Origin of the sequence: Rhodohalobacter sp. 614A, assembly GCF_021462415.1 — a bacterium.
GTDB lineage: Bacteria > Bacteroidota > Rhodothermia > Balneolales > Balneolaceae > Rhodohalobacter.
Genome location: NZ_JAKEDS010000001.1, coordinates 282,345 through 307,640, shown reverse-complemented (window position 1 = coordinate 307,640; position 25,296 = coordinate 282,345). Strand labels below are relative to the sequence as shown.

Annotated in this window: 20 protein-coding genes; 7 read left to right on the top strand and 13 right to left on the bottom strand. The window is 41.9% G+C overall.

The window, feature by feature from the left end; all coding sequences use genetic code 11:
• Window positions 1-18 precede the first annotated feature (18 nt).
• From L0B18_RS01175 to L0B18_RS01165, 3 genes are all read left to right on the top strand, one after another.
• Complete coding sequence (locus L0B18_RS01175) at window positions 19-459, top strand: deaminase (RefSeq protein ID WP_234567283.1); 441 nt, start codon at window positions 19-21, stop codon at window positions 457-459.
• Between the two features lie 72 nt (window positions 460-531).
• Window positions 532-1,878: a Trk system potassium transporter TrkA gene (gene trkA / locus L0B18_RS01170; RefSeq protein ID WP_234567282.1), complete on the top strand. Its 1,347-nt coding sequence runs from the start codon at window positions 532-534 to the stop codon at window positions 1,876-1,878.
• Complete coding sequence (locus L0B18_RS01165) at window positions 1,878-3,395, top strand: TrkH family potassium uptake protein (RefSeq protein WP_234567281.1); 1,518 nt, start codon at window positions 1,878-1,880, stop codon at window positions 3,393-3,395. The genes trkA and L0B18_RS01165 overlap by 1 nt, the downstream gene beginning before the upstream one ends.
• 9 nt (window positions 3,396-3,404) lie before the next feature.
• Here the strand turns inward: L0B18_RS01165 and L0B18_RS01160 are convergent, their stop codons facing one another.
• Window positions 3,405-5,120 (bottom strand): potassium channel family protein, encoded by a 1,716-nt coding sequence (locus tag L0B18_RS01160; RefSeq protein ID WP_234567279.1) that lies wholly within the window; start codon window positions 5,118-5,120, stop codon window positions 3,405-3,407.
• Between the two features lie 170 nt (window positions 5,121-5,290).
• Here L0B18_RS01160 and L0B18_RS01155 point away from each other — a divergent pair, with 170 nt between their 5' ends.
• From L0B18_RS01155 to rlmN, 3 genes are all read left to right on the top strand, one after another.
• Entirely contained in the window at window positions 5,291-6,538 is a 1,248-nt protein-coding gene (locus L0B18_RS01155; protein WP_234567278.1) for a hypothetical protein, read from the top strand.
• 93 nt (window positions 6,539-6,631) lie between these two features.
• Window positions 6,632-7,249, top strand: coding sequence for a peroxiredoxin-like family protein (locus tag L0B18_RS01150; RefSeq protein ID WP_234567277.1), 618 nt, complete (start codon window positions 6,632-6,634; stop codon window positions 7,247-7,249).
• A 93-nt stretch (window positions 7,250-7,342) separates the two neighbouring features.
• On the top strand, window positions 7,343-8,470 hold the full coding sequence (rlmN, locus tag L0B18_RS01145; protein WP_234567276.1) for a 23S rRNA (adenine(2503)-C(2))-methyltransferase RlmN: 1,128 nt from the start codon (window positions 7,343-7,345) through the stop codon (window positions 8,468-8,470).
• A gap of 31 nt (window positions 8,471-8,501) precedes the next feature.
• Here the strand turns inward: rlmN and L0B18_RS01140 are convergent, their stop codons facing one another.
• Window positions 8,502-9,419 carry a 2-hydroxyacid dehydrogenase gene (locus L0B18_RS01140; RefSeq protein WP_234567275.1) on the bottom strand — a complete coding sequence of 306 codons (918 nt, stop codon included), beginning with the start codon at window positions 9,417-9,419 and terminating at the stop codon, window positions 8,502-8,504.
• Window positions 9,420-9,516: 97 nt separating this feature from the next.
• Between L0B18_RS01140 and L0B18_RS01135 the strand changes: the two genes are divergently transcribed.
• Window positions 9,517-12,282 (top strand): S9 family peptidase, encoded by a 2,766-nt coding sequence (locus L0B18_RS01135; RefSeq protein ID WP_234567274.1) that lies wholly within the window; start codon window positions 9,517-9,519, stop codon window positions 12,280-12,282.
• 27 nt (window positions 12,283-12,309) lie between these two features.
• Here the strand turns inward: L0B18_RS01135 and L0B18_RS01130 are convergent, their stop codons facing one another.
• From L0B18_RS01130 to pheA, 11 genes are all read right to left on the bottom strand, one after another.
• On the bottom strand, window positions 12,310-12,882 hold the full coding sequence (locus L0B18_RS01130; RefSeq protein WP_234567273.1) for a DinB family protein: 573 nt from the start codon (window positions 12,880-12,882) through the stop codon (window positions 12,310-12,312).
• Between the two features lie 11 nt (window positions 12,883-12,893).
• Window positions 12,894-14,087: a class I SAM-dependent methyltransferase gene (locus L0B18_RS01125; protein WP_234567272.1), complete on the bottom strand. Its 1,194-nt coding sequence runs from the start codon at window positions 14,085-14,087 to the stop codon at window positions 12,894-12,896.
• Window positions 14,088-14,316: 229 nt separating this feature from the next.
• The gene (locus L0B18_RS01120) at window positions 14,317-15,432 is read right to left on the bottom strand and encodes a glycoside hydrolase family 3 protein (RefSeq protein WP_234567270.1); all 1,116 of its coding nucleotides are present in this window, start codon (window positions 15,430-15,432) and stop codon (window positions 14,317-14,319) included.
• Between the two features lie 18 nt (window positions 15,433-15,450).
• Window positions 15,451-15,963, bottom strand: coding sequence for a phosphoheptose isomerase (locus tag L0B18_RS01115; protein ID WP_234567269.1), 513 nt, complete (start codon window positions 15,961-15,963; stop codon window positions 15,451-15,453).
• Between the two features lie 125 nt (window positions 15,964-16,088).
• Window positions 16,089-17,303, bottom strand: a complete 1,215-nt coding sequence (locus L0B18_RS01110) for a GAF domain-containing sensor histidine kinase (RefSeq protein ID WP_234567268.1) — start codon at window positions 17,301-17,303, stop codon at window positions 16,089-16,091.
• Between the two features lie 27 nt (window positions 17,304-17,330).
• Complete coding sequence (locus L0B18_RS01105) at window positions 17,331-17,705, bottom strand: response regulator (RefSeq protein ID WP_234567267.1); 375 nt, start codon at window positions 17,703-17,705, stop codon at window positions 17,331-17,333.
• 4 nt (window positions 17,706-17,709) lie between these two features.
• Window positions 17,710-19,911, bottom strand: coding sequence for a PAS domain S-box protein (locus tag L0B18_RS01100; protein ID WP_234567266.1), 2,202 nt, complete (start codon window positions 19,909-19,911; stop codon window positions 17,710-17,712).
• Between the two features lie 151 nt (window positions 19,912-20,062).
• The gene (locus L0B18_RS01095; RefSeq protein ID WP_234567265.1) at window positions 20,063-20,473 is read right to left on the bottom strand and encodes a hypothetical protein; all 411 of its coding nucleotides are present in this window, start codon (window positions 20,471-20,473) and stop codon (window positions 20,063-20,065) included.
• Between the two features lie 142 nt (window positions 20,474-20,615).
• Complete coding sequence (locus L0B18_RS01090) at window positions 20,616-21,275, bottom strand: response regulator transcription factor (RefSeq protein WP_234567264.1); 660 nt, start codon at window positions 21,273-21,275, stop codon at window positions 20,616-20,618.
• Between the two features lie 9 nt (window positions 21,276-21,284).
• Window positions 21,285-24,011, bottom strand: a complete 2,727-nt coding sequence (locus L0B18_RS01085) for a PAS domain-containing protein (RefSeq protein WP_234567263.1) — start codon at window positions 24,009-24,011, stop codon at window positions 21,285-21,287.
• A 135-nt stretch (window positions 24,012-24,146) separates the two neighbouring features.
• On the bottom strand, window positions 24,147-25,295 hold the full coding sequence (gene pheA, locus L0B18_RS01080) for a prephenate dehydratase (RefSeq protein ID WP_234567262.1): 1,149 nt from the start codon (window positions 25,293-25,295) through the stop codon (window positions 24,147-24,149).
• Window position 25,296: the final 1 nt, after the last annotated feature.

Below are 25,296 nucleotides of genomic sequence, written 5' to 3'. Positions count from 1 at the left end.
TTTTTAAAACATGATTCAATGAGCATCAAACCAAATAGAGATTGTATGCGGGCGGCCATTCAAATGGCAGAGCACAACAAAACGCCATTTGGTGCAGCGCTGGCAATGGGAGACCAGGTTTTTGCGACAGCCTTCAGCACGGCCGAAGAAATGAGAGAACCATCCACTCATGCAGTAACAAAAATAATCTGCAGACTTTCAGAACAAACGGGCAAAAAAAATCTTTCGGGATTTATACTCTATTCTACGTCTCAGCCCTGCTCGGATTGTATCAAAGAAATTCTGGCATACAACATAAAAACAGTTGTGTATGGATGTGAGATTCCTGACGCGAAGAAATATGTGGATGAGTTTCAAAACATTGATGAAGATGGCGCCGTGGAAAATTGGAATGACTTTGATCTGATAAATGGTTTTTTAAAAGAAGAGTGCGAAACACTTTTGCGAAAATTTTCATGATGAAGAACTCACTTCGCTTTCTTTAGAATAAGTGATATTTTTTGATGATTCTTTTCAAAAACGAGGATACTATTGAAAATTGTTATTGCCGGTGCCGGCGAAGTAGGCTACGAACTCAGTAAAGTTCTTTCGATAGAACAACATGATGTTACAGTAATTGATGAGAGAAAACGATGCCTGCAGCGGGTGATTGAAAATCTGGATGTACTTACCGTTGAAGGAAACGCAACATCTCCCAAAGTGCTTGTGGAAGCAGGTACTGATGAGGCCGATCTGATGATTGCCGTTACAAGTGTGGACGAAGTGAATATTATTTCATCGATGATGGCCAAACGTCTTGGGGTTAAGCGAGCCATTGCCAGAGTTCGGAACAACGAATTGTCTCGTCCCGATTCCCCGTTAACTCCAAACGAACTTGGAATTGACGTTCTGATTCATCCCGAAGAAAGTGCGGCGAATGAGATTCACCAACTCGTAAAACGGGCATCTGCCAGTGATGTGGTTTCGATGGCCGACGATCAGTTACAACTGGTGGGGCTGCGGGTCGAGAAAAATTCCGAAATTATTAACCAGTCACTCGAAGAACTCGCAAATACATTCGCGGAGATCCCATTTCGGGTCGTGGCTATTTCCAGGAGAGGCAGAACAATCATTCCCCGGGGGAATAATCAAATTATGCCGCTCGACCATATTTTTGTCATCACAAAAAACGAGCATGTAAAAGCCATTACAGAAGCTACGGGCCATAAAGATGTAAGCCTGCGGCGTATCATGATTGCCGGTGGAGATGAAGTAGGACGGATGCTTGCGAAGAAACTTGCGAGAGATAAGCAGAAGTGGGAAATCAAGCTGATTGAGCCGAATGAAGACAAGGCCGTTGAAATTGCCAACAACCAGCGAGACATCCTTGTTTTACACGGTGATGGAACGGATCCAAACCTTCTGGTCGTAGAGGGAATTCAGGAAATGGACGCCTTTGTTTCGGTAACGGAAGACGAGGAATCCAATATAATTTCCTGTTTGATGGCCAAGCATTTGGAGGTTAAAAAGGCGGTCGCGCTTGTGTCAAAGCCACAGTACATTCCGCTTAGCCAAACCATTGGGATTGATGCGGTTGTGAATGTGAAGGCGTCTGCCTCCGACGAAATTCACCGGCATATCCGCCAGGGACAACTCCTTACAGTGAAAGCTCTCCAGGGAATTAAAGCGGAGATTATGGAGGTGATTGCCGGGAAAAATTGCGATATCTCCGATCGGCCCATTCACTCCCTTGGAATTCCGGATGGAATTGTGATTGGAGGAATTTTAAGCGGAGGAAATGCGGAAGTGGCTACGGGAGATTCGATTATTAAAAAAGGTGACCGTGTGATTGTACTGGCACTCCCCGATGCTATCAATCAAATCGAAAAACTTTTTTGATGTTTGATCAATTTTCAAAAGATGCAGTAGTCAGGCCACGTATCGATTTTCGCCTTGTCTCGGGAATTCTCGGCGGCCTTATTTTTTGTTTAGGCGTTTCCATGTTACTTCCTTGTCTTATTGCACTCATTTATCATGAGGCATCATGGAGCGCATTCCTGATAACTGCAGGCGGAACCATGGCCGCAGGCGGATTGCTTTTTTACAGGTATAAGCCGGAGCATGAGCTTCGTATGAGAGAAGCTTTTTTAATTGTAGCCCTCATCTGGTTTTTGGGTTCTCTGTTCAGTGCATTTCCGTTTGTGCTGTCCGGTTCACTGGAATCTTATACGGATGCCGTTTTTGAAGCTATGAGTGGCCTGACCACAACCGGGGCAACTATTTTCGGAGGAATTACAGCCAGCGGGATTCAAAATCCTGATATTGAATCTTTAGATAAGAGCATCCTTTTCTGGCGATCTCTCTCTCACTGGCTTGGCGGAATGGGAATCATTGTTTTGACCCTTGCGCTGTTACCTCTTTTGGGGATTGGCGGAATGCAGCTTTACCAAGCCGAATATTCAGGCAGTACGGCCGATAAAATTACACCCCGAATCCAGGAGACAGCTCTTTTACTCTGGACGATTTATGTTGGTTTAACGGCAGGAGAGTTTGTGTTACTGTGGCTGCATCCATCAATGGATTGGTTTGAGGCAATGAACCATGCATTTGCAACACTGGCAACAGGCGGATTTTCCACGAAGAACGCTTCTGTTGCCGCTTTCGATTCGGTCTATATTGATGCGGTAATTACGCTTTTTATGTTTCTGGCAGGCATTAACTTCGCTTTGCATTTCCGAATGTTTACCGGTGATCCCAAACCCTTTTTTGAAAATCGGGAATTTCGCTTCTACGTACTGTTGACGGCAATTTTTACGGTAGGCATTGTTGGCGGTCTTGTCATTACACAGGATTATTCCATTGGTGAAGCATTGCAGTACGGCACATTTCAGGTGGTATCCATCGTAACAACAACCGGGTTTGGAACGGATGATTATATGCTTTGGCTTCCCTTCAGCTCATTCCTGCTATTTTTACTTTTCTTTACCGGCGGATGTGCGGGATCAACCGGCGGGGGAATAAAAATGATTCGGTTGATGATCATTATGAAAAATATCAGCCGGGAATTTAAACAACTTATACATCCACAGGCAATTCTGCCCATTCGGTTGGGAAACAAAGTGGTTGAGCAGAAGATATTAAAAACTATTCTTGGTTTCTTTGTGATGTACTTCATCGTGTTTGCTGCCGGCGCAATTATCATGACCACCATGGGATTTGATATGATGTCGTCTATGGGAGCCAGTATTGCCAGTCTTGGGAATATCGGACCGGGTTGGGGAGAATTTGGCCCGATTAACAATTACGCTAAAATTCCAATTTTTGGTAAATGGGTTCTTCTCATTCTGATGATGATCGGCCGGTTGGAACTGTTTACAGTTTTGGTACTCTTTACGCCGTGGTTCTGGAAGAATTAGGCGAAATTTTCAAGAAGAACTTTTGCTGTCCTCTTCATACCTTCGATTGAAAATATTTTCCGACTCAAACGAACCAATCAGAACAATTTCTTTTCCAAGCTCCAACTTCCGGGTTGGTTCAGGATTGATTTCCATAGTGTCTTCAGCACAGTTTACGGCGATAACCGTGCATCCGGTTTCCAGCCGAATATTTGTTTGATTCAATGTTTTTCCCGCCAGTTTCTTATTTATTCGGTGGTTGAAAACATTCAATCCTTCGGCAAGAACCATCACTTCCTGGCCTTCCAGAATGTTAAAGATGGAACCGGCTCCCATCGATGCGTATGACATCACAAAATCGGCCCCGGCGCGATGCATCGTATTGATGTTTTTTTCATAAGTGGTCCGGCTGATAATATGCATATCCGGCGCGAGCTGACGGCAATAAATAGTCAGATAGATGTTTACATCATCATCATGAGTGGTGATTAGTGTTGTATGTGCTTCCCTGATTCCGCCACGATGCAGAACCTCAATATCGGCGGCATCACCCAAAATATAGCGTTCATCATCTTTGATTCGTGATGGATTTTTATCAATGATCCGATAGTCAATCCCCCGTTCCTCAAGGCTTTTGGCAGCGGCCCGGCCTACACGTCCCGCCCCGATAATGACCACCGGTTTGTCAGATACATTGTAGATACTCAGCAGCTCATCATACGTTCTGAGTTGATCCACCGTTCCGGCCAGCACAAGTACGCTTTCATCACGAATCACCGTATCGGGATGGGGCGCTTTGAATTTTCCGCGTTCCCAAATCCCAACAATACTCACACCGGCTGTTTCGCGGACTTTGCTTTCTTTGATGGTTTTTCCAACAAGGGGTGTTTCCTGAACGGTTGTTTCGCCGATGACCAGCCGGTCGATGTGGCCGATGACATGTACCCTGGCGTCTCCGCCCAATGTGCGGCGGGCAAGCGCACGGCCCAAAATTTCACCCATTTGCAACACATGGTTGGCTCCGGCAAGCTGGAGTACATCAACAGAATCCGGCGAGGCTGCTGTAGCAACAATTTTTATACTGGGATTATATTCCTCCACGGTAAATGTAATGTTGGTGTTTTCCGTATCAGAGCCGGTAGCTACCACCATGGCCGCTTTTTCGATCTGAAGATGTTTGTATGTTTCATAATCGGTGGGATCGAGATTCACCACTTTGTAGTCCATGTCCGACAGATCCAACGCTTTTTGCAGATCGGGTTCAAGAATGGCGTAATCAATTTTGTAGGCATCCAGTTTTTTGATGAGGGCTTCGGTGATCGAATCAAGATGCGTGATGATAACGTGATTCTTAATATCGTCATCTGCTTTTTTGGGAGCGCGTGCCTGGTTCTGCGCCTTCAGCCAGGGTGCGTAAAAAAACTCGATAAACGTAAATGGCAGAAGAATCAACAGAAATAGAACCCCCGAAAACAGAACAATCATCGAAAAGAGCCGGCCCAAATCAGAACTGAAAACAATATCTCCAAATCCAAGGGTAGACATGGTAACGAGTGTCCAGTAGAAACCCGTGATCCAGGAGTACTGTTCATCCACTCCTTCATAAACCGCGATATAATGAAATAGGATAGAATAGCCAATATACATGGCCACCAGTAAAGCCAGGAATTTAAGCAGCTTGCGAACATTGGTTTTGGTTCGCCGGTTCGCAAAAAAGTACGATAATTGTGAGCCTAAAAATTTCAATGGAGTTCTGGTAGTTGCCTTGAGGTTGAAGTAATTCTACAAAATAAAATCATAATTAAAATACATGAAACCTTTTACAAACTCATGGGTGATTAATTGGCAATTCATACTCTTAAATCATTACTTTTATAGTTCGCTGAAAAAAATAAATAATTGGGTATCCGAAGTACGTGTTTCACCGCATAGCACTTTTTTTTCTTCTTTTAATTATTCCGCAAATCACGTTGGCTCAGGGGGGTGGCTCAAACAAACCAATTCCAAATGTCTATCTCGATTGTGGTTCCTGTGATTTTACCTATATCCGAACAAACGTAACATTTGTAAACTATGTTCGGGACCAGGGAGACGCGACGATCTATCTTATGATTAACGATCTGCAAACAGCCGGTGGGGGAAGAGAATATACGCTCACATTTTCTGGTATTGGGGATACGGATAATACCCGTTCCGATACACTTCGATATGTTTCACCCAGTACAGATTCGGGTGATGAGAGAAGGCGGGGGCTTACGCGATATATTAAAATCGGGCTGATTCCATTCGTCAGCAAAACTGTTGCTATGGAAACGCTGAACGTTTTTTATGAAGAACCCGAAGGAAATGACTTGTACGTTGAGGAAACCGTTGAAGATCCCTGGAATAACTGGGTATTTGATGTAAACGCACGGACATGGATGAGCGGCGAAAAAACCGAAAAGGAGTTTTCTTTTTTCGGAGGTTTATTTGCAGAAAGAATTACATCTGTGTGGAAAATCAGGATGCGTGTTCGTGGCGAAACCGAACGGAATTGGATTGAGTTATCGGAAGGTACAACCATCTCAAACCGAAGCTGGGGTGAGTATTGGGGACTCTATGCTTACAGCCTGACAGACCATCTGTCGGCCGGACTTTTTACCAAAACTGATTTTAGTACATACAACAATATTGCATTCAATATTGAGGCTTCTCCGGCAATCGAGTACAATATTTTTCCCTATACGGAATATTCAGAACGGCGGTTTTTAGTTTCGTATCGCTTGACGCCTTCATTCAGAAATTATTTCGACGTTACCATTTTTGATAAAACCGAAGAATTGGTTTTGCATCAGGTACTCTCCGTTGAAGTTCGATACGACCGCAGATGGGGGCGTTTTACCTCGAATTTATCGGGATCACACTTTTTTCATGATACCGCTTTGAACAGGCTCAACTTTAATACTTCGTTGGATGTAAGAATTGTACGTGGTTTATCGGTCAGCTTTTCCGGCCGGTACTCTCTGATTAATGATCAAATAGCATTGAAAAAGGGAGATTTTTCGGATGAAGAAATCCTTTTGGGATTACAACAGCAGGCAACTTCCTATTCTTATGGATTGTCGTTTGGTCTGTCTTATACCTTTGGGTCAATTTATAACAATATTGTGAATCCCCGGTTTTAAACATTCAGGGGTTTTCGATGAATACGGTTTGAGACAGATGTTATTTTTTTGTGACTTAAATTTACTGTCGGGGATGTATTTTCAGATAAAACAATGAAAATAGTTCGATACTCTCTTTTTCTTACCATTTTTACTATTGGCTGCAATTCACACCGGATACCTGAAAATGCCAGTCAGGTAGCTCCATTAGAAGTAGGACAAACTGTTCCCGATGTTATACTCACCAATAGTTTTGGGCATGAAACCGATTTACATGAAATTGTTAGCGAAAGACCCACTTTATTAATTTTTTATCGAGGCGGATGGTGCCCTTACTGTAACGCTCATCTCAGTCAGCTGGCTAAAATAGAAGCTCAACTCTATGATATGGGTGTCCAAATTGTTGGCATAAGCCCGGATCGGCCGGAATACCTGAAAGAATCAACTATGGAACATGAATTGAGTTACCAGTTGCTTTCAGACAGAGAGATGAATGCGGCAAAAGAGTTTGGCGTGGCCTTCAGGGTAGATTCAACAACGATCAATCGTTACAAAAATGGTGGACTCGATTTGGCCGAACGAGCCGGTGAAGATCATTATCTGCTTCCAGTTCCCGCCGCTTTTCTGGTTGATACAACCGGCACAATCCATTATCGATATTTCAATACCGATTGCACCGTGCGTGTAGGAAATGACGAGCTATTGACAGCTTCAAAAGAACTGATGAACTAAATTTTCGATTGGGAAGAAAATTCGGTTGAATCGTTAAATTTTCCGGGTGTTTCACTTCTATAGATTCCGCTCCTTTGTTTGTATCTTTCGTCCATGAAAAATGAAGAGAAAACCGCGACGGAAAAAATCGATTTAAAAAGCCTGACAAAGGCAGAACTATCTGATTATCTGAAGGGTTTGGGACTACAAAGTTACCGGTCGGATCAGGTTTTTCAATGGCTTTATCAAAAAGGGGCGAATTCATTCGTGGAGATGACCAACCTCTCCAAGGATTTGAGAGCATCGCTTGAAGAATTGGCTGAAGTCAAACGAATCGGGATTTACAATCAACAAGAGTCGAAGGATGGAACCATTAAATTCCTGTTTCAACTGGATGATCCTAAAAAGTATAAAGTAGAGGCGGTTCTTATTCCTGATTTTTATGCGGATGGTTCAATCAACAGAATCACGGTTTGTGTCTCTTCGCAAGTAGGCTGTATGTTTGGTTGTTCGTTTTGTGCAACCGGGAAAATGGGCTATTTCCGTAATCTCACTCATGGAGAAATTGTAGACCAGGTTCAGATCATCAACTCTATAGCTGAGGAGAAATTCGGCAAGAAAATCACCAATATTGTGTATATGGGGATGGGCGAACCGCTGCACAATTACAAAGCAGTGGTTGAATCCGCAAAGATTATTGCTGATCCGCTGGGCCTGGAAATGTCACCGCGCCGGATTACCATTTCAACTGTCGGGTTGTCGAAACAAATCAAGCAGTTGGCGGATGAAAATCTTGGAGTCAATCTTGCCATTTCCCTGCACGCCGCCGATGATGAGAAGCGTGACAAAATCATGCCGATCAATGAATCACTCAATCTTGAGAAGCTGAATGAGGCGGTTACATATTATTTTATGCAAACCCAGCAACCGGTTACCTACGAGTATCTTCTTTTTGATCAGTTTAATGATTCCGTTGAAGACGCACGCAACCTGATAAAAGTAGCGCGATGGGTGCCTTCTAAAGTGAATATCATCATGTACAACAATGTAGCCGGTGTGGAGCTGAAACGCGTTCGCGAAGACCGCTTAAACCGTTTCATGAAAACGTTGATTAACAAAGATGTTACGGCAACCGTCCGGCGAAGCCGCGGTGATGATATTGATGCAGGTTGTGGTCAGCTTGCCGTAAAAGAGGGTCAGGAGAGAGGAAAGAGCATGGCAAAAAATTTCAAGTCAGAATAAGATCCTGTCTTTCTTTGGAGTTCGAATTAAACTAATATCCTTTTGATCTGTCCACCACGTTTTGCAATTCCATCCCTGAAAGCAATCGTTTATAGTTGTCAATGAGTGCAGATGCCACGTTGTCCGGATCGCTGATGGCAGCGATGTGAGGCGTGATAAAAAGAGTATCTCTGCTCCAGAAAGGATGCGATGACGGCAGCGGCTCTTCATTAAAAACATCGAGGTACGCCGATTCAATTATATTCGTATCCAGGGCATAAATCAGATCTTCATCAATCAGGTGGTTTCCTCTCGCTACATTTATGATGAAAGAAGGGTTCTTCAGTTTTTTGAAAAGAGCCAGGTCAAGAATACCTTCCGTTTCCTTTGTAAGTGGAAGCAGGTTTACGAGGATATTCACCTGCTTTAAAAATGGGTCTAAATCATTATACGTGTACGTTTCTATTTCCGGGATTTCTTTTTTGGAATTTGAAAGCCCAAACACTTTAAAACCTTGGTTAGAAAGATACGTAGCTGTCTCTTTTCCGATATTGCCCAAGCCCATAATTCCAATCGTCAAATCTTCTCTTGAATATTTAGGTGCTGGATCCCAATGTTCAGAATTTCTGTAGTTTTCCAGTTTCATAAGAATGGAGAGCACCGAAGCGTAGACATAATCATTCATCTGCGTCACCATTGACGGATCATAGATTTTTGTGAATATGATATGATCGGGAATGGTAGAATCTTCGATCAGGTGATCCGCTCCGGCGCCAAGGGATGAAATCACTTTCAGATTTGGATAGGAATCGAAAACGTTTTTGGGCTGATTCCACGCCACGGCAAGCTGAACCCGTTCCGGTTTTTCCACATTGGGCCAGATCTCAACGTCCAGGTTTTTGTCAGCATTCAATAACGCTTCCTTAAAGGGAGCCAGGTTTCGGTTCTTTGCTACAAGAAGTATCGACATAATTCTAAATTGTTCAATATTTTAGAAAAAGACGGCTGAAACTTCATTCATTCGTCTCAAGCCAAAGTCTTTAGGTACACAAAATAAGGAAAACGTTATGATATCCCGTCCGGTCAATTTCATCAAAAAATTTTTAAACCTGTTTCTTTTAATTCAGATTTTCTGTATTCCTGTTTGGGCACAAGGCCAACTGACGTTTGAGGATGTTATGAAGTTTGAAGACATCAAAACTCCCAAAATTTCTGCGAATGGTCAGTGGGTTACGTTCGGCGTTTGGCCGGAAGTGGGCGATGGCGAAGTGCGAATCAAAGAGGTGGATGGAGACCGAAGTTACACCATTGAAAGAGGCGAAAATCCTCAAATCACAAAGAACGGCGAATGGGTTGGTGCCATCATCAAGCCACCTGCAATTGCTGCTGAAAATGATGAAAAGGATACATTGAAAACCGGTTTAACTCTTCTGAAAACATCTGATGGAGAAAAAGTACATTTTGATGAAGTGAAGAGATTTTCTTTTTCAAATGATGGGAAATGGGTGTTGATCTATCATCATCAGCCGAAAGAAATTTCAGAGAAAGATTTTAAGAATCCACATCTTGGTGAACCGATTCGCGTGTACAGCCTTCAGAATGGTGATCAACAACTAGTGCCGTTTGTTCACGAGGCATCAATCGACAGTACTTCTCAATACCTGGCATTTTCAACCATCGATACAACGGGAACGGGAAATACTATTTCAGCGATTCGTTTTGATGAGGGATTAGGTAATAGGAAAGAGATTGAGTCAGAAGAAAATGGATTTTATTCCAATCTGACCTGGGATTCAAAGCGAGCGAGAATTGCTTTTACTTCTTCAATTCTGGATACCACGAAAGACTATTTTGCATCAGATGTCTCCATCATTTATTGGAATGCCGAAGAAGATGAAACCACGGTTTTGGTACAGCCAGAAGATATCAATGAAATGTTCAGGCTGCGGACAGACAATGAACTGATGTGGACCTACGACGGAACCCGATTGTTTTACGGCGTTCAGCTCTCTGAGATGGTGGCTTTGGATGAAAAGGAATCAAAAAAAGATTCTGTGACTTCAGAAAACCTCTATGATTTTGACAGGATATTGGACGGAGTGGAAGGTGATGTGTGGCATTGGGATGATCCGCGAATCAAGACAAATGAAAAGGAAGAATTTGAAGATGAAAAAGAACATCTTTATACCGCGGTCTATCACATAAATGAAGGAAAATCCGTTCAACTGGCTACACCTGAAGTTCCCGATGTTAATGCCGAACATCATTCCGAAAAACTGTTAGGTTCTTCCTCCAAACCCTATCTGAAATTAATTACCTGGGATGGTTGGTATGAGGATGTGTATCTCATAGATCAGAATACAGGAGAGCAAGAGAAGATTCTTGAAAAGCAACAATTCAGCACGGAGTTATCACCCAGCGGAAAATATGTGGCTTGGTTTGACGGGGCAGATTGGCTGCTTCGTTCGGTTGAGTCTGGTGAGATTAAAAACCTGACTTCGGATATTGAAACGCCGTTTGCTGATGAAGAGAACGATCGTCCACAGGCATCTGATTCGTACAATATTGCCGGCTGGACCGATGACGATGGGTCCGTTTTGATTTATGATAAATATGATATTTGGCAGTTTGATTCGGAAACGGGCGAATCAATGAAAATCACCAATGGTCGCGAAGAAAGGCGAATTTTCCGGATTTATGACCTGAATGAAGAGAAAGAGACATTCTCTCCACGGGAAAGATTATTACTCACGATGTATCACGATCAGGAGAAGAATTACGGTTTCTATCATGCAAGAATTGGCCGAGAAGGTGCTGACCGAGTCCTTGAGGAAGACAAGAGATTTAACATTGTTGAGCACGCCGAAAATGACGACGCGATTCTTTATACCCGTGAATCGTTTACAGAATATCCTAATTTATGGGTGGCATCGGATATGCGTTTCCGAAATCCCGGAAAGATCTCGCACCTTCATGAAGATCTGACAGAAAAATATGCATGGGGACACGCAGAGCTGGTGGATTGGATTAACCTCGACGGAGAGAGCGTTCAGGGTGTACTTTACTATCCCGGAAATTATGAGCCTGGCAAACGCTATCCGGTCTTTATTTACTATTATGAGAGGTTTTCGCAAAGGCTTTATGAATTCAATACTCCGTACACAAATCACCGGCCAAATATTGCTCAATACACCAGCGATGGCTATGCGTTTTTCCTCCCGGATGTTTGGTTTGATGTTCCTGTTCCGGGTTATTCAGCAACAAAAAATATCGTGCCCGGTGTCCAAAAATTGGTAGAAATGGGGGTAGCTGATCCCGATGCGATTGGCTTGCATGGGCATTCGTGGAGCGGTTATATGACGGCTCACGTCATCACTCAAACCGATATTTTTGCTGCCGCAGTTGCGGGCGCACCCGTTGCGAATATGACCAGTGCGTATGGCGGAATCCGATGGGGAACGGGCCTGGCACGGCAGTTCCAGTACGAGAAAACCCAGAGCCGGCTTGGGGTAAGTTTATGGGAAGATCGTTCGCCATACATCGAAAATTCTCCCCTCTTTTTTGCAGACAGAATCAATACTCCGCTACTCATTCAGCATGGAGATGCCGATGATGCTGTGCCGTGGTATCAATCTATTGAGCTTTACCTGGCAATGAGAAGATTGGGCAAAGAAGCTGTTTTTTTGCAATATCATAATGAGCCTCATCACCTTCGAAAACTGGCCAACCGGTTGGATTATGCCATCAAGATGAAGGAGTATATGGGTCACTATCTGAAGGGAGAGCCGGCTCCGAAGTGGATCACGGATGGAGTAAAGTATATGGGTGAGTAGAAACTCTCTTTTGAGAGAAGTTTATACTTAATACTTTTGTCCGGAGAGTTTCAAAAGCGTTTGTTCAATCTGCCAGAAGTGCCTCCGTTGGTGAGCTTCAAGAAGCAGAATAAACTCCGAGAGGCTCATTGGAATCCATTTGATAATGGGATTTTTCCCTTTGATACGATCCAGATCCAACTGTTCATCCCTGAAAGTTTCAATCCGGCGGATGAGATTTCGGTTCATTTCAGCCAATTCATCAATCGGTTGTTTTGGATCTTTATTACCCGAATTGTTTGGATACATCGGGGCAAAGGTTTTTACTTTCACTTTGTAGGGAGGCTCGAAAAAACGAATGGCGTGCCGAAAAACAAACCGGGGCTTAAAAAGTTCTTTTTGAGCTTTTACCATATTATTGGAATCTACAGCCACATCCATTTGGCTAATGTAAAGCTCATTGAATTTAATGACATGCTGAATAACTTCACTCGCACTCCAGGTTGTGGGATCGGGTTTGAGAGAAATCAGATCGTCGGGGATTGCATGAAACTCATCAATCCTGGACAAATCCTTATTAAATAAATCCGTTAATTGGAGATAGGAATAGGCGTCAGCCATTCACTTACAATTTATTCTTTAATCGCTACAAAGTAGTTAAGGCCAACTCCCAGGCGTCCGCGGAAAAGTTGGTTGTTTTCTTTGATGATTGAAGATACCGAATTGTAATCTTTTTTGTCCAGTGCTTCCATAACACGGCTGATTTCATTGAGCCACGTTCTAAACGCCCGGATATCCCGAAGGCTTTTTATGCCGTTTTTGCTAAATGAATGATAAACATTTGCAATGTGATCTCTGATTTCACCCGGATTCAGGTTTTCCGCCTGCACATCATTCATTGCTTCGGTCATTTTTCTGAAACTGGATGTTCTCGGTCGAACTTCTTTTTCCAAAACCTCCGCCAATTCCTCATCACTGGATTGTTGAGTGGCCCAGATCCATTCGGGAAAGCTTAAAAGTTCCGGGAAATTTCTCCAGTCTGTATTTCCAGCCAGATTGTCCGCAAGAATAGAGGGAATGACCGGCGGCCAGCTTGAATAAAATGTAAGACCGTATTTTTTGTACCAACTGAGAAGCTCTGCCATGGATATAAAATCCATTTTAGGATTTACATACGTATCATAAATAATTGCTTTTCGGCTGCGCCCGCCAAATTTTTCAGCGCGGTCAAGGTGCTCGGTAAACAGATCATTAGCTATCCGTTCAATCTCATTTTCATCCCGGCCGGCAAATGTATAAATGATATATCGTTGCAGATTGCGTTGAAAACAACCGGCGCTTGTTCCAATTCCCAGAATATTGATTCCCCCGGGTTTCAGAAAAGAGACCTGCTTCTTAAAAGCCTTTTCTTTGTCGTTTGTATGATGAATAACACCTTTGGAAACTGTAATATCGAATTTCTCTTCAGACTCAAATTCAAAGAGGCTTTTTTCTATCAGTTTGTAATTGCCAGAGGGGAAATATTTTTTGAATAGAAAATCGGCTCTTTCGAGTGCTTTGTGATTCATATCCACAAAGGTGCAATTTGCATTCCACCGCAAAAAAGTCATTGACCTTTCACCCGTGCCCGCGCCGAATTCAAGGAGGTTGGCCCCATCAAAAACTTTAGGAAGTATTTTTAAGGAATCAGTATAAAGTTGATGGGATGATCGTTCAATTCTATCAAAAAGATCTTTTCTTTCTTCAATGTTATACGTGGATGGATTTTCTTTTTGATAAACATCTAAAACCTGTTTTTCTACAGCAAGTACAGTAGAGTTTTGCATAGCAACCCCAAGCTAAATTAAGTTTGACTTTTTTGCAGATGATTTTATTAAGCAGTTTTAATATACAATTTAATTCGTATTTCTCTATGCTTTGGTAACAATAATGTTACAAAGTTGTGATGAATTTAATTGTAAATTTAGATATGAATAACCAGCGGCTTGGGGCACAACAATTTCTGATCAAATTAAGCTGTCAATTTGCAGAAAGATTTGGGAAAATGTATAAAAATTAGATGTTTAGCTTTTTCTTTAATTCCATAATTTTTCTGTATGATTCATCAATTCTCTCGATGGGAATATTATTCTTCTCAACTTGTTCTTTAATGATTTGAACGGCCCGGGGAACGATGTCTGGCTGGTAAACGGAGTTATTTCCAAACACAACGACATCCACACCGGCATTGATTGCATGTTCAAGAGAAGTTTTCAGCCCGTAAAAAGATCTGATAGCTTCCATCTGCATGTCATCAGAAAATAATACACCGTCGAAACCAAGCTCTTCCCGAAGAATTTCCGTCTGAACTTTTTGTGATAATGTTGCCGGCCATTCCGGATCAAGATTTTCATTAAAAACATGTGCAGTCATCACAGCAAAATTGTAGTCCTTCTCTATGAGTTGCCGATATGGTTCCAGTTCGGATTTCTGCCAGGTTTCGGTTACATCCGCCATCCCAACATGAGAATCATTCCATGCACTTCCGTGTCCCGGAAAGTGCTTGAGTACTCCAAGAATATGATGTTCGGAAAACTCCTCCAGAAAAATGGATGTCTGATTTACGACAACCTCCGGATCAGGACTGAAACTTCGCTCTACACGCCCAATTACTGGATTCTCGGGATTAATATTCAGATCTACCACCGGAGCAAAGTTTACATTAAATCCCAAATCTTGAAGCTGTTCTGCCATAATTTCGGCATACAATCGTGTGGAGTCGGCGTTGTTGATCTCACCCAAATATTGTGCGGAAACATTGGGTTTGAATCCGCGGGATTCTTTCAACCGGGCTACCCGTCCGCCTTCCTGGTCCACAGCAATAAAAAGAGGAGTTTCAGAAAGATCGTTAAGTTGCGAAATCAAGAGCTTAACCTGGTCCGGGCTCTCAATATTTCGTTCGGCTTTCCCTGTGGGCACATCGTAATCAAAAAGAACTACGCCGCCAAGGTTGTATTCCTGAATATCTCGAACGATATGGGATGTATCACTCACTTCAAATCCTTTAAAACCGATCATCAGCATCTGACCGATCTTCTCTTCAAGGGTGGGTTCTTTAACTTGAGATTGCCGGCCAAATGCCGAGGAAATCATTAAGAAACCGAGAATCAAGAAGAGTAAGATTTTTTTCATTGGAGGATGGTTTTGTCTTTATCGTCCAAAATCATCTTCAACGCGGACAATATCATTTTCATTGGATGGGTCTTCAGGGTCTGAATGTTTCCAAATCTCTGCAACTACACCCCATCCGTCCAATCCTACTAAACGATGCCTTTCACCCTGGTTGATTTTTACCTGATCACCTTTTTTAAATGTTTGAACAGGTGTTTGTTCATCACTATCACTCATGATAATACCAACGGTACCATCTGCAATTGACCAGATTTCCGATCTTCTGTGATGATACTGCCAGGAAAGGCGCTTGCCAGGTGCAACAAGCAAAACTTTAGGGCTGAGAGGTTGTTCTTTTAAAGAACTTTCTACTTCAAAATCGGGGAAGAAAAGTTGGCTAAATGTTAACAGAGATGATTCCTCAATCACAAAAAATCCACCCCATGGGCGTGTTTTGTCAATTTTTTTAATAGATAAACCTTTGGCGATCAAATAGTTTTCAACAGCTTTAAAAATAGATTCTTTTCCGGTATTCTGAGATACAACGTCCATCTCGATATTCGTTTGTTTCTGTTAGAGTTTATAATGAGGAAAGTTACGTCAAAACATTGTTTCGATAAAATTGAAAACGGCAATGATTTGTGTGAGGAAACTAAACCTGTACATCTTCGGAACCCTTATGAAGGATTTACATGATTGAGGGGGAGTGAAATTTTGAATGTAGTTCCATCTCCTGGCCGGCTGTCCACATCGATATTGCCATTGTGCAATTCAGTAAAATGTTTGATGATAGAAAGTCCAAGGCCCGTACTTTTCTCCCCCGAAGTACCTTCTTTATTATTATGTGAGTGATTCGAAAACAGATTCTCAACAAAGTCAGGGGCCATGCCGGTTCCTGTGTCAGTTACGTTTAAAAGAAGGCGCTTATTTCCATTCTCATTTTCAACCTTCAGGCTGCTGTGAACGCTTCCGCCACCGATTGTGAATTTAATGGCGTTTGAAAGGAGGTTTCCAAATATTTGCTCAAACTTCTCTTCATCAATCCAGATATCTTTATCCTTAACATCCACATCAAATGTAAGATCGATATTTTTGAGCTTGGCCGACGGCATATAAAGCCTTTTCATATTCTCGGCAACAGCATGAACATTTGCCTGGCGCGGATGTAATGAAAATCCTTTGGAATCAATAATGGTATAGTTTAGAATATCATTGATTAACTGATTTAATTGTTTGGCACTTTGGTTAAGCAGGGAAACCATTTCGAGAGTTTCATTGTCGGAGGATGAGACCATCTCTTCCAGTAAATCACTCATACCGATGATACCGCTGAGGGGTGAGCGCAAGTCATGGCTCAAAATTTTCATCAGGTTTACCTGGTGGTTGTTCAGTTCGGTGAGTTGCTCGTTCTGCTTCCGCAATTCAAGAGCTGTCATCACCTGGTTGGCTACAATCTTTAACTGTCGTTTTTTGGTCTCATCAAGGTGCCGTTTTTTAGTGTCCATCACGCACAGAGAACCAATTGCATATCCTTCCGGACTTAACAACTGGGCACCGATATAGTATATAATATTTGGGTTTTGTTTCAGATGAGGCAGATCTTCAAACCGGCCGTCTTTCATAATATCCGGGATTTCAAGAAGATCATTCTCAAGAATTGAATACTGGCAGATGGATTTCTCTCTCGGGATTTTCTTTACTTCATCGTTTAATCCATAGATTGATTTTGCCCATTGATGCTCATCGTCTACTAAATTTATCATGGCAATAGGCGCATTGCAGATAGATGCTGCGAGTTCAGTTAATTCATCAAACTCAACCTCAGATTCGGTATCTAAAATATTGTAAGAATATAGAGCTTTCAGCCTGTCTTGTTCATTTACCAGGGACATACGAGCTTTTTTAATTGAGTATTTAGTTTAGGAGGCGATGATTTCCTCATCGATCAAGATTTGTTCGAGCTTAAGAGGATCGATGGGTTTCACCAAATATGCCATATAATCTGTCTGTGCAGCCAATTTTTTATGGTGCATATCAGAATTACCGGTAATATAAAGAACACGGACTGGTGTTGTCTTTTGTACCTCTTTAACAATATCGACCCCAGTCTCTTCCGCACCCAGATTAATGTCTACAAGCATAAGGTTTGGTTGAAAATTTTCCAAAAGTTCATACGCGTGTTGAGCCGTATATACTTTTTCAACCTTGGTAAACCCCAAACGTTTAACAATCATTTCAAGAGTTAAAGCCTGTATGGCATTATCTTCAATTATTAATATACGCATATTCTGCATGTTATTAACCAAGATTGGATTTGGAAAAACCATCTACTTGTTTAGTCAGCGAGCTGCTTGCTCCTTTAACTGTATCTGATTTTTGAAATTTTATGGAGAGTTTGTTAGTCGAATTTTTGACGACTGTTACGTTAGCGTCAATCTGTTCAATAAAGGTTTTAATAAGAAGGTGCTGGAAGGGTTGTTCTTCTTTACTCTTGTAGAACTCCTCAATTTGTTTGTCTATTCCTTTTATTTCCATGCTAACATCATTGCCTTTATTTTTATAAGAGAGTTCCACCCGGTTATTGCCACTTTCATCAGAAGAACCAAGGTTTACAAGTTCGTTAAGGAGTAAAGCGAGAGGAACAGCCTGATTGATATTCAGAATTAACGGCTCTCCCGATGAGTGTAGATTGATTTTAAATTTTTCAGCTTTTACAAGGATAGGCGTTGCATCCACAAGAGTGGCCAGGTAGTCATCAAAACTGATTTCTGCAATTTCTTTGTAGTTGTAAAGGGTTTCATGGATTTTTGCGATTGAGAAGATTCGGTTATATGCGTGACGAAGTTGTTCTCTGGATTCTTCATTTGAATCATGTATTATTTGCAATTCCAACAAACTGGCAATAATGGCAAGATTATTTTTTACCCGGTGATGCACTTCCTGTAGCAGGATATCTTTTTCATGAAGGGATTTTTGAAGGTGATTTTCCAGCTTTCGTTGCTCCGTGAGGTCAACATAAATCCCATAAACTGAAATGATTTCGCCGTTGTTTCTAACAGGAACGGTTGTAATCAAGACAGGTACTTTTGTGCCATCTTTTTTTATACGCACCGTTTTTCGCTGATCTGCTTTGCCTTTAAATGCGGCTTTTGTGATTTCTTCAGCCTCATCCATACAATTAACACATGAGATGAGTTTATTGATATTGTTTCCCATGATCTTTTCAGCCGAATATTCAAAAAGGTTAATGAACGCCTGATTCATTTTTTGAACTTCGTTATGGGGATTTATCATGACTTTCGCAATCGGTGAATTATCAAATAATTCCGTCATGAGTTGATAGTTCTTTTCTCGTTTTTTTTCTGATTCAACGAAGTCAGTCATGTCCACTCCCGTGGCTACTAAAAAGTTTTTGTCATTACTTTCGAACTTGTTGATTTGGAGGTTATAGAATCGGCATTCATCCTCCCCGGTAATAATTCGCCCTGAGAAATTGCCGCTACCTGTGATAAAAGCTCCCTGAATTACTTCATATAGCTTTTCATGTTCCGAGTCATGAAAAATATCATAAATCGTGAGCTCAAGAATGCTTTCATCGGTGTGGCCTAATACGGTAAGCATTGAATCACTCCATCGTATAAAATGATTGTCAGCGTTCAGTACAAAAAAGATACCCGGAATACTATTGAGCGCTGTTTTTGAAAATCTTCTTTCCTCCTCAAGAGTGAATTTATTTTTCTTCTCTTTCTGGATATCCCGGAAGGTATTGATGATTTGCTGGGTTCCGTCATCAAACGTGTAAGCGAAAGAAGTTAATTGAACGGGGATATAATGTCCGTCTTTGTGGATATATTCCTTTTCACCAGTAAAAAAGGAATTGTCATCGCGGGTTCGCACAACTTCCAGGTGCGCGGGATCACTTTCGTCCAAAATTAATGCCCGGCCGCCTTCCATCAATTCAGGTTTCGAATATCCAAGTATTTGGCATGCCGCAGGATTGGCGTCCAGGATTTCTCCGTTGGGTTTGCCAAGAATGATACCGTCTGTAGATTGCTGAAAGTACTGCTTATATTTGGCTTCAGAATCCCGTAATTCTTTGACCGATTTCATATCCTCAGAAATATCACTGAAAACAAGTAGCACATAGTCTTTGGAAGTATTCTCAAGCTTTGAAATTTCTACTTTATGCCATTGCTTATTAACTCCGGGAGTAGCAGAAATTGTAAGGGCAAGAGACTCTTTTTGTCCCTGCAAAATTTCACGGATTCCAAAAAGCAGATGCAAGGCGTAGTCGTTTCCCAACTCCACAGCGTACCGGCAGTGTTCAATGTAGTTGTCGTTATGTGGTTCGATTTCGAACCAATGGGAGTGATTTTTTTCCTTCCCCCAATGTTCATTGCTGAGAATAACATTTCCATCTTTGTCTAAAACAGCAGCCGGACCTTGCATGGCGTTTAAAATGGACAGGCTGCTTACCAGATCTTTTTTCTTTCCTTTCATATGGTTCACTCAACATATTTGTCTATCCTGATAAATCTCTTCTTGTGTATTTATAAAAGTTCTCTTTTTCCAGAGACAACCGTTAGACGTGAAAAGCGTATTTTTTTTTGCCGGAACTACCTAAGCTCAACCAAAATGAGCGTAGGTTTTTTTACGCAGAAAGGAGATCATTCGGAATATATTTCTTGCCGGCAGTGACAGTTCGGATTGCGTTCATCAATTCACCCCTGGACGGTTCATAATAAATATAACCGTCTATCCCCATGGCAAAGAGCGGATTAACGAGAAGAGAGGAGCGATATAAGTGCATCGCAATAATCTTTATTCCGGAATATTTTTCTTTTAAAGGAAGGATAATCTGCCGTGAAGACTTACTGATTCCCATCAAATCGACAAGTATTAAGTGAACGCTTGACATGGCACCGGTGGAGTGAATCAGGTCGGTAGTAAGAACCCGTATTTCAGTGCCATTGCTAAGTCCGTTTTCAATGGTTTTAGACAAGCTTTCAGCACGAACCGGCTGATCGGAAATAATGGCAATATTAAGAGCTTCGTCCTCCATTTAATAAAACTATAAATGCTGGAGCCAATTATGTATTGGTTGAAGAACGTATTTTTAAAACTCGTTTGATAAGTAAAAAAACCTAAGAGATATTTGGAGCTAAATCTCTCGAAAGCAAGATTGAGAGGGACCCTATAGGTGGTTATTCATCTCTCGAAGAGATCAGGTTGTGCTGAAATGCATACTTAACAAGACCGGCCGTATTTCTGGAACCTGTTTTTTGGAGTAAATTTCGTCTGTGAGCATCCACCGTACGCGAGCTGATGAATAGCTTATCTGCAATTTCCTGGTTGGTATACTCTTCTACAATCAGTTCCAATATTTCCAGCTCGCGGTCTGTAATGTGAACGGCTTCCGGAGATGTTGATTTACCTTTCCCTCTTACTAAATCCATCATAATGCTGTGCGTGGCTTCATCACTAAAATAGTGTTTGCCGCTCATAATGGTTTCAATAGCATTTTTCAGTTCTTTCCGGCCGGCACTTTTCATAATGTATCCCGAAGCTCCGGCTTGTATCATTTGCCGTACGTGCAGGTCGTCATTACTCATAGTGAGAGCAAGCACTTTAACATTCGGATGTTTGTCTTTAAGTACTTTTGCAGCTGTAATACCGTCCATTTCCGGCATGTTGATGTCCATAATTACAAGATCAATCAGGTTTTCTTCAACTTTTTGAAGAATCTCTTTCCCATCGGATGCTTCTGCAACAACGTCAATTTCCGGTTGCGACTCAAGCATCGTTTTGATTCCGTCTCTTACAATTTTGTGATCGTCAGCTAATGCGATTTTTACGTTAGCCATAGCATTTTTTTAATTAACAGGTACAACAACAGAAATTATAGTGCCTTTGCCCGGCTTGCTTACAATATCTAAATTTGCTGACATAGCACCAACTCTGGTTTTTATACTCCGGATTCCAATGCCGTTTCCTGCAATATTATCTTTATCAAAGCCAACTCCATCGTCTTCAATCGTCATAAGTATCTCTCCTTTCGAATGGACCAGTTGTACCTCAATCTTGTTTGGTTTTCCATGCCTTATGGCATTGTTGATACCTTCCTGAAGTATCCTGTAAAGGTTAATCTGGATCTTTTCATTCAAATCAACATCTTTAAGATTAGTATAGATGTAAAAGGTAATCTTATGAGTTTTCCGCAGGTGATTAATAAGCGATTCTGCGGCCAATTCAAGCCCATAATCCTGAATCGATTTCGGCATCAGGTTTTGGGAAATATTCCTGGTTTCCGAGATGGCATGATTTAAAAACCTTAACCCGGTTTGAAAGGTTGTTTCCAGGGGAGATGGAATTTCTTCCAGATCCTCAAAAACGGATTTCAAATTCATATTGGAAGCAGAGAGATACTGCCCGAGCCCGTCATGAAGTTCTTTGGCAATTCGCTGCCGCTCTCGTTCTTCCCCTTCAATAATGGCACTTAAAGCCCGTTCCTCAGCCGCCCGTTGTTCGGTGATATCAAGAGCAATTACTAAGCGCTGTTTTTTGCCTTTATAGTAAATGACGGAGGATGATATTTTAACCGTCAGCTTTTCTCCTTTTTTCGTTAGGTGTGTCCATTCACCCACCGGAGTACGTGTTTTTTCCTGATTTTGAGAAATAAGCTTTTTTATCTTTTCGATGTCTTCAGCGGGGCGGATCTCCAGAATAGTCATATTTGCAAATTCCTCTTCTGAATAACCGTATTTATGGATGGCCGCTTCATTGACAGAAGTAAACTGTAGTGTATCCTGATCATAAATAAACATCGGGATAGGATTTTGTTTGAAGAGCAATCGATACTGTTGTTCGGAGGCTTTCAGTTCATTCTGAGCTCTTACATCTGCGGTTACATCGGAGATGGTACCAACCATATATTGAATTCTTCCCTTTCCATCTTTCAAAAAATAACCGCGGTCTACCACATTCGAATATTCGCCTTCCCCGTTTTTGAGCCGATAGCTGCCCGACCAGTAATCCTCGTTAGAACCTATCGCTTTCTTTGTTGATGCGACAATTCTTTCAATGTCATCCGGATGAACGATTTTTGTCCACCATTTGAACGAATTATTAACATTTTTTTCCGGGTAATTAAATCGTGTATGCCAGCCTTCGCTCCACCAAACTTCGTCTGTCTGAATATTCCACTCGTAGAGTACATCGGTCGTAGCTTTGGCAATCATTTCAAAACGGTAGCTTTGATGATGAAGTGCCTGGCGGTATTCAAATTCCTTGGTTTTATCTACCATCGCACCAATAATTCTCAAAACAGTACCGTCTTCATTCCGGATGATAATGGCAGAATCCCGTATTTTTTTTAACGATCCGTCAGATGCAATGAAATCATATTCTTCGCTCCACTCTGTTGCATCGGAGTTTTCGGCTTTCTTCATGCTTTGAACAACTCTTTCCTGATCTTTTTTGGCAATGTGCTTTTTCCAGAAACCAAGGTCATCCTCGTATTCATCTTCTTTATATCCAAAAACGGTTTCAATTCCATCTCCCCACCACAATTCTTGTTTATCGGGTCTCCATTCCCATATAACATCGCTGGTTAAATTCGCTGCCACTTCAAACCGGTGGCGTTCGGCTTTAATCCGTTCTTCGATATTTTTTTGATAAGTAATATCTACATGCGTACCTACCATTCTTTCCGGCATTCCGTCATCATCCCAATCCACCACACGGCCCCGATCCAAAATCCACACCCAATGGCCTTGCTTGTGCTTCATTCTCACTTCGCATTCGTAGAGAGGCTTTTCTCCCTGAAGATATCGCTCAAGTTCACTTTCAAACATGGCAAGGTCCTCGGGATGAACCAAGCTATTCCACGTCTCAATACTAACCGGCTCAAGTTCTTCCAGGGTATATCCTGCCAAATTCGCCCAAACTTCATCAAAAACAGTTTCTCCTGTTTGGGGATGCCACTCCCAAAGTCCCGTGTTGGAGCTTGTGGTGGTTAGCTGAAGCCATTCTTCACTCATTTTAAGCTTTTCTTCGATCTGCTTTCTCTCTGTAATGTCGAGGCCAATTCCAATCTGGGTTTCATCAGAAAGGCGAAGATTTGTCCAGGCTGATTGTATAATCCGTCCATCCTTTGTGACCATTTCAAAATCTTTCCATCCTGTGTTGGTTTTGTCCATAAAATCCAGAACTTCGCTTTGATAATCCTTGTCCGGATAGAGCCTGTCCAGAAGGTTTACGGAGGTGATCTCTTTATTGGACCAACCTGTAATTTTTTCAAATTCAGGATTAACTGAAATTTCAGAGAGATCGGGCCGGTAAACGGTGATCATTACAGGAATAGTTTCTATGATTGTGTTTTGCAGTTCCTGTTCTCTCTTTAGCGTTAGTTCGTGGCTTCTAACCATCAGGTAAAGAAAAAAGGCAGTAACCGTTACATAAAAATATCCCTTAAACAGGTGGATCTCAGCGACAAAACTTTCTCCTGCAAAGAAATAATCGACAATCCAGTCTGTTGTGGTAATCCAAAGAAATGCAAATCCAAGATAGATCAGCGCGATGCGCGAAGGTGTAAATTTCATGGTAGCCACCATTAATGGTTACTCACATTACAATTTTGATTCAATTGAACCAAGAAAAATTGTAGTTGCAATAAAACCTGAATGTACAACTAAGAAAAAGTGATTTGATAATCCGAGGCGCTACCCACAAATCCTTTACCACTTTCCTTCCCGCACAGGATAACTTCCTAAAACTTTGAAGTATTGGGCTTTCTTCTTCAGTTTGAGCAAGGCATCCTCAATACGGGGTTCTTCTTTATTACCCTCAATATCCAGATAAAAAAGTGATTGCCATGGGTGACCCATTCGAGGCCGGGATTCAAGTTTTGTCATGTTGATTCCACTGTCTCCCAATAAGTTCAGACATTTCAGAAGGGCACCTTTCTCATCAATCGTCGCAAAAATAAGAGACGTTTTGCAGGTAAGTTGAGGATCGCAGGTGACCGGCTCGGGACTCACAACTACAAATCGTGTATAGTTTTCTTCTTGATTGGCGAGATCTCTCTTCAGAATTTTTAAACCATAAATTTCGGCGGCAAAGGCACTTGCGATAGCAGCTTGTGAGAGATCTGCATCGTCCCGAACTTTTCGGGCGGACATGGCTGTGTCAAAATATGATTCTACATGACAGCGAGGCAAAGACGTTAAAAATTTACTGCACTGTGCAATAGCCTGCGGATGAGACAGAATTCGTCGGATATTATTCAGGCTGATATCTTCCGGTGCCATCAGGCAATGCTGAACTTTCAGAACCTCTTCACCGATTACGTAGAGATCTTTTTCATTCAGGAGGTCGTACGTATCGTTAATGGAACCGGCGGTAGTATTTTCAATAGGGAGAATTCCCACATCTACTTCTCCTTTCTCAACGGCATCTGCGGCTTCTTCGAACCGGGTATAACCGATACATTCTACATTTGCATACCGCTGTTCAAAATGGCGCATAGCTGCCTGGTGGCTAAAAGCGCCATCTGTTCCCTGGTATGAAACCCTTATCGTCTGTTCATTTGAACGGTCATTTTGATGATCGATCAATGCATGCGTTTGATACCGGACGGAGTGATTGATAATTTCCCGGAACAACTGCTCGAGGAAATAAGGATCCATGCCAACTTCCGGCGCTTTATGCCGAATTTTTTCGATGAGTTTTTCTTCACGGTCCGGGTCGCGGATTTCATCTTCGTGTTCAAGTTTATCGACAATAATTTCGCGAACAATTTTTTGCCTCTCGCCGAGTGCTTTTACAATCGTTTCATCAAGCGAGTCGATGGCTTTTCGGATCTCTTCTAACCTGCCTTTTGACATT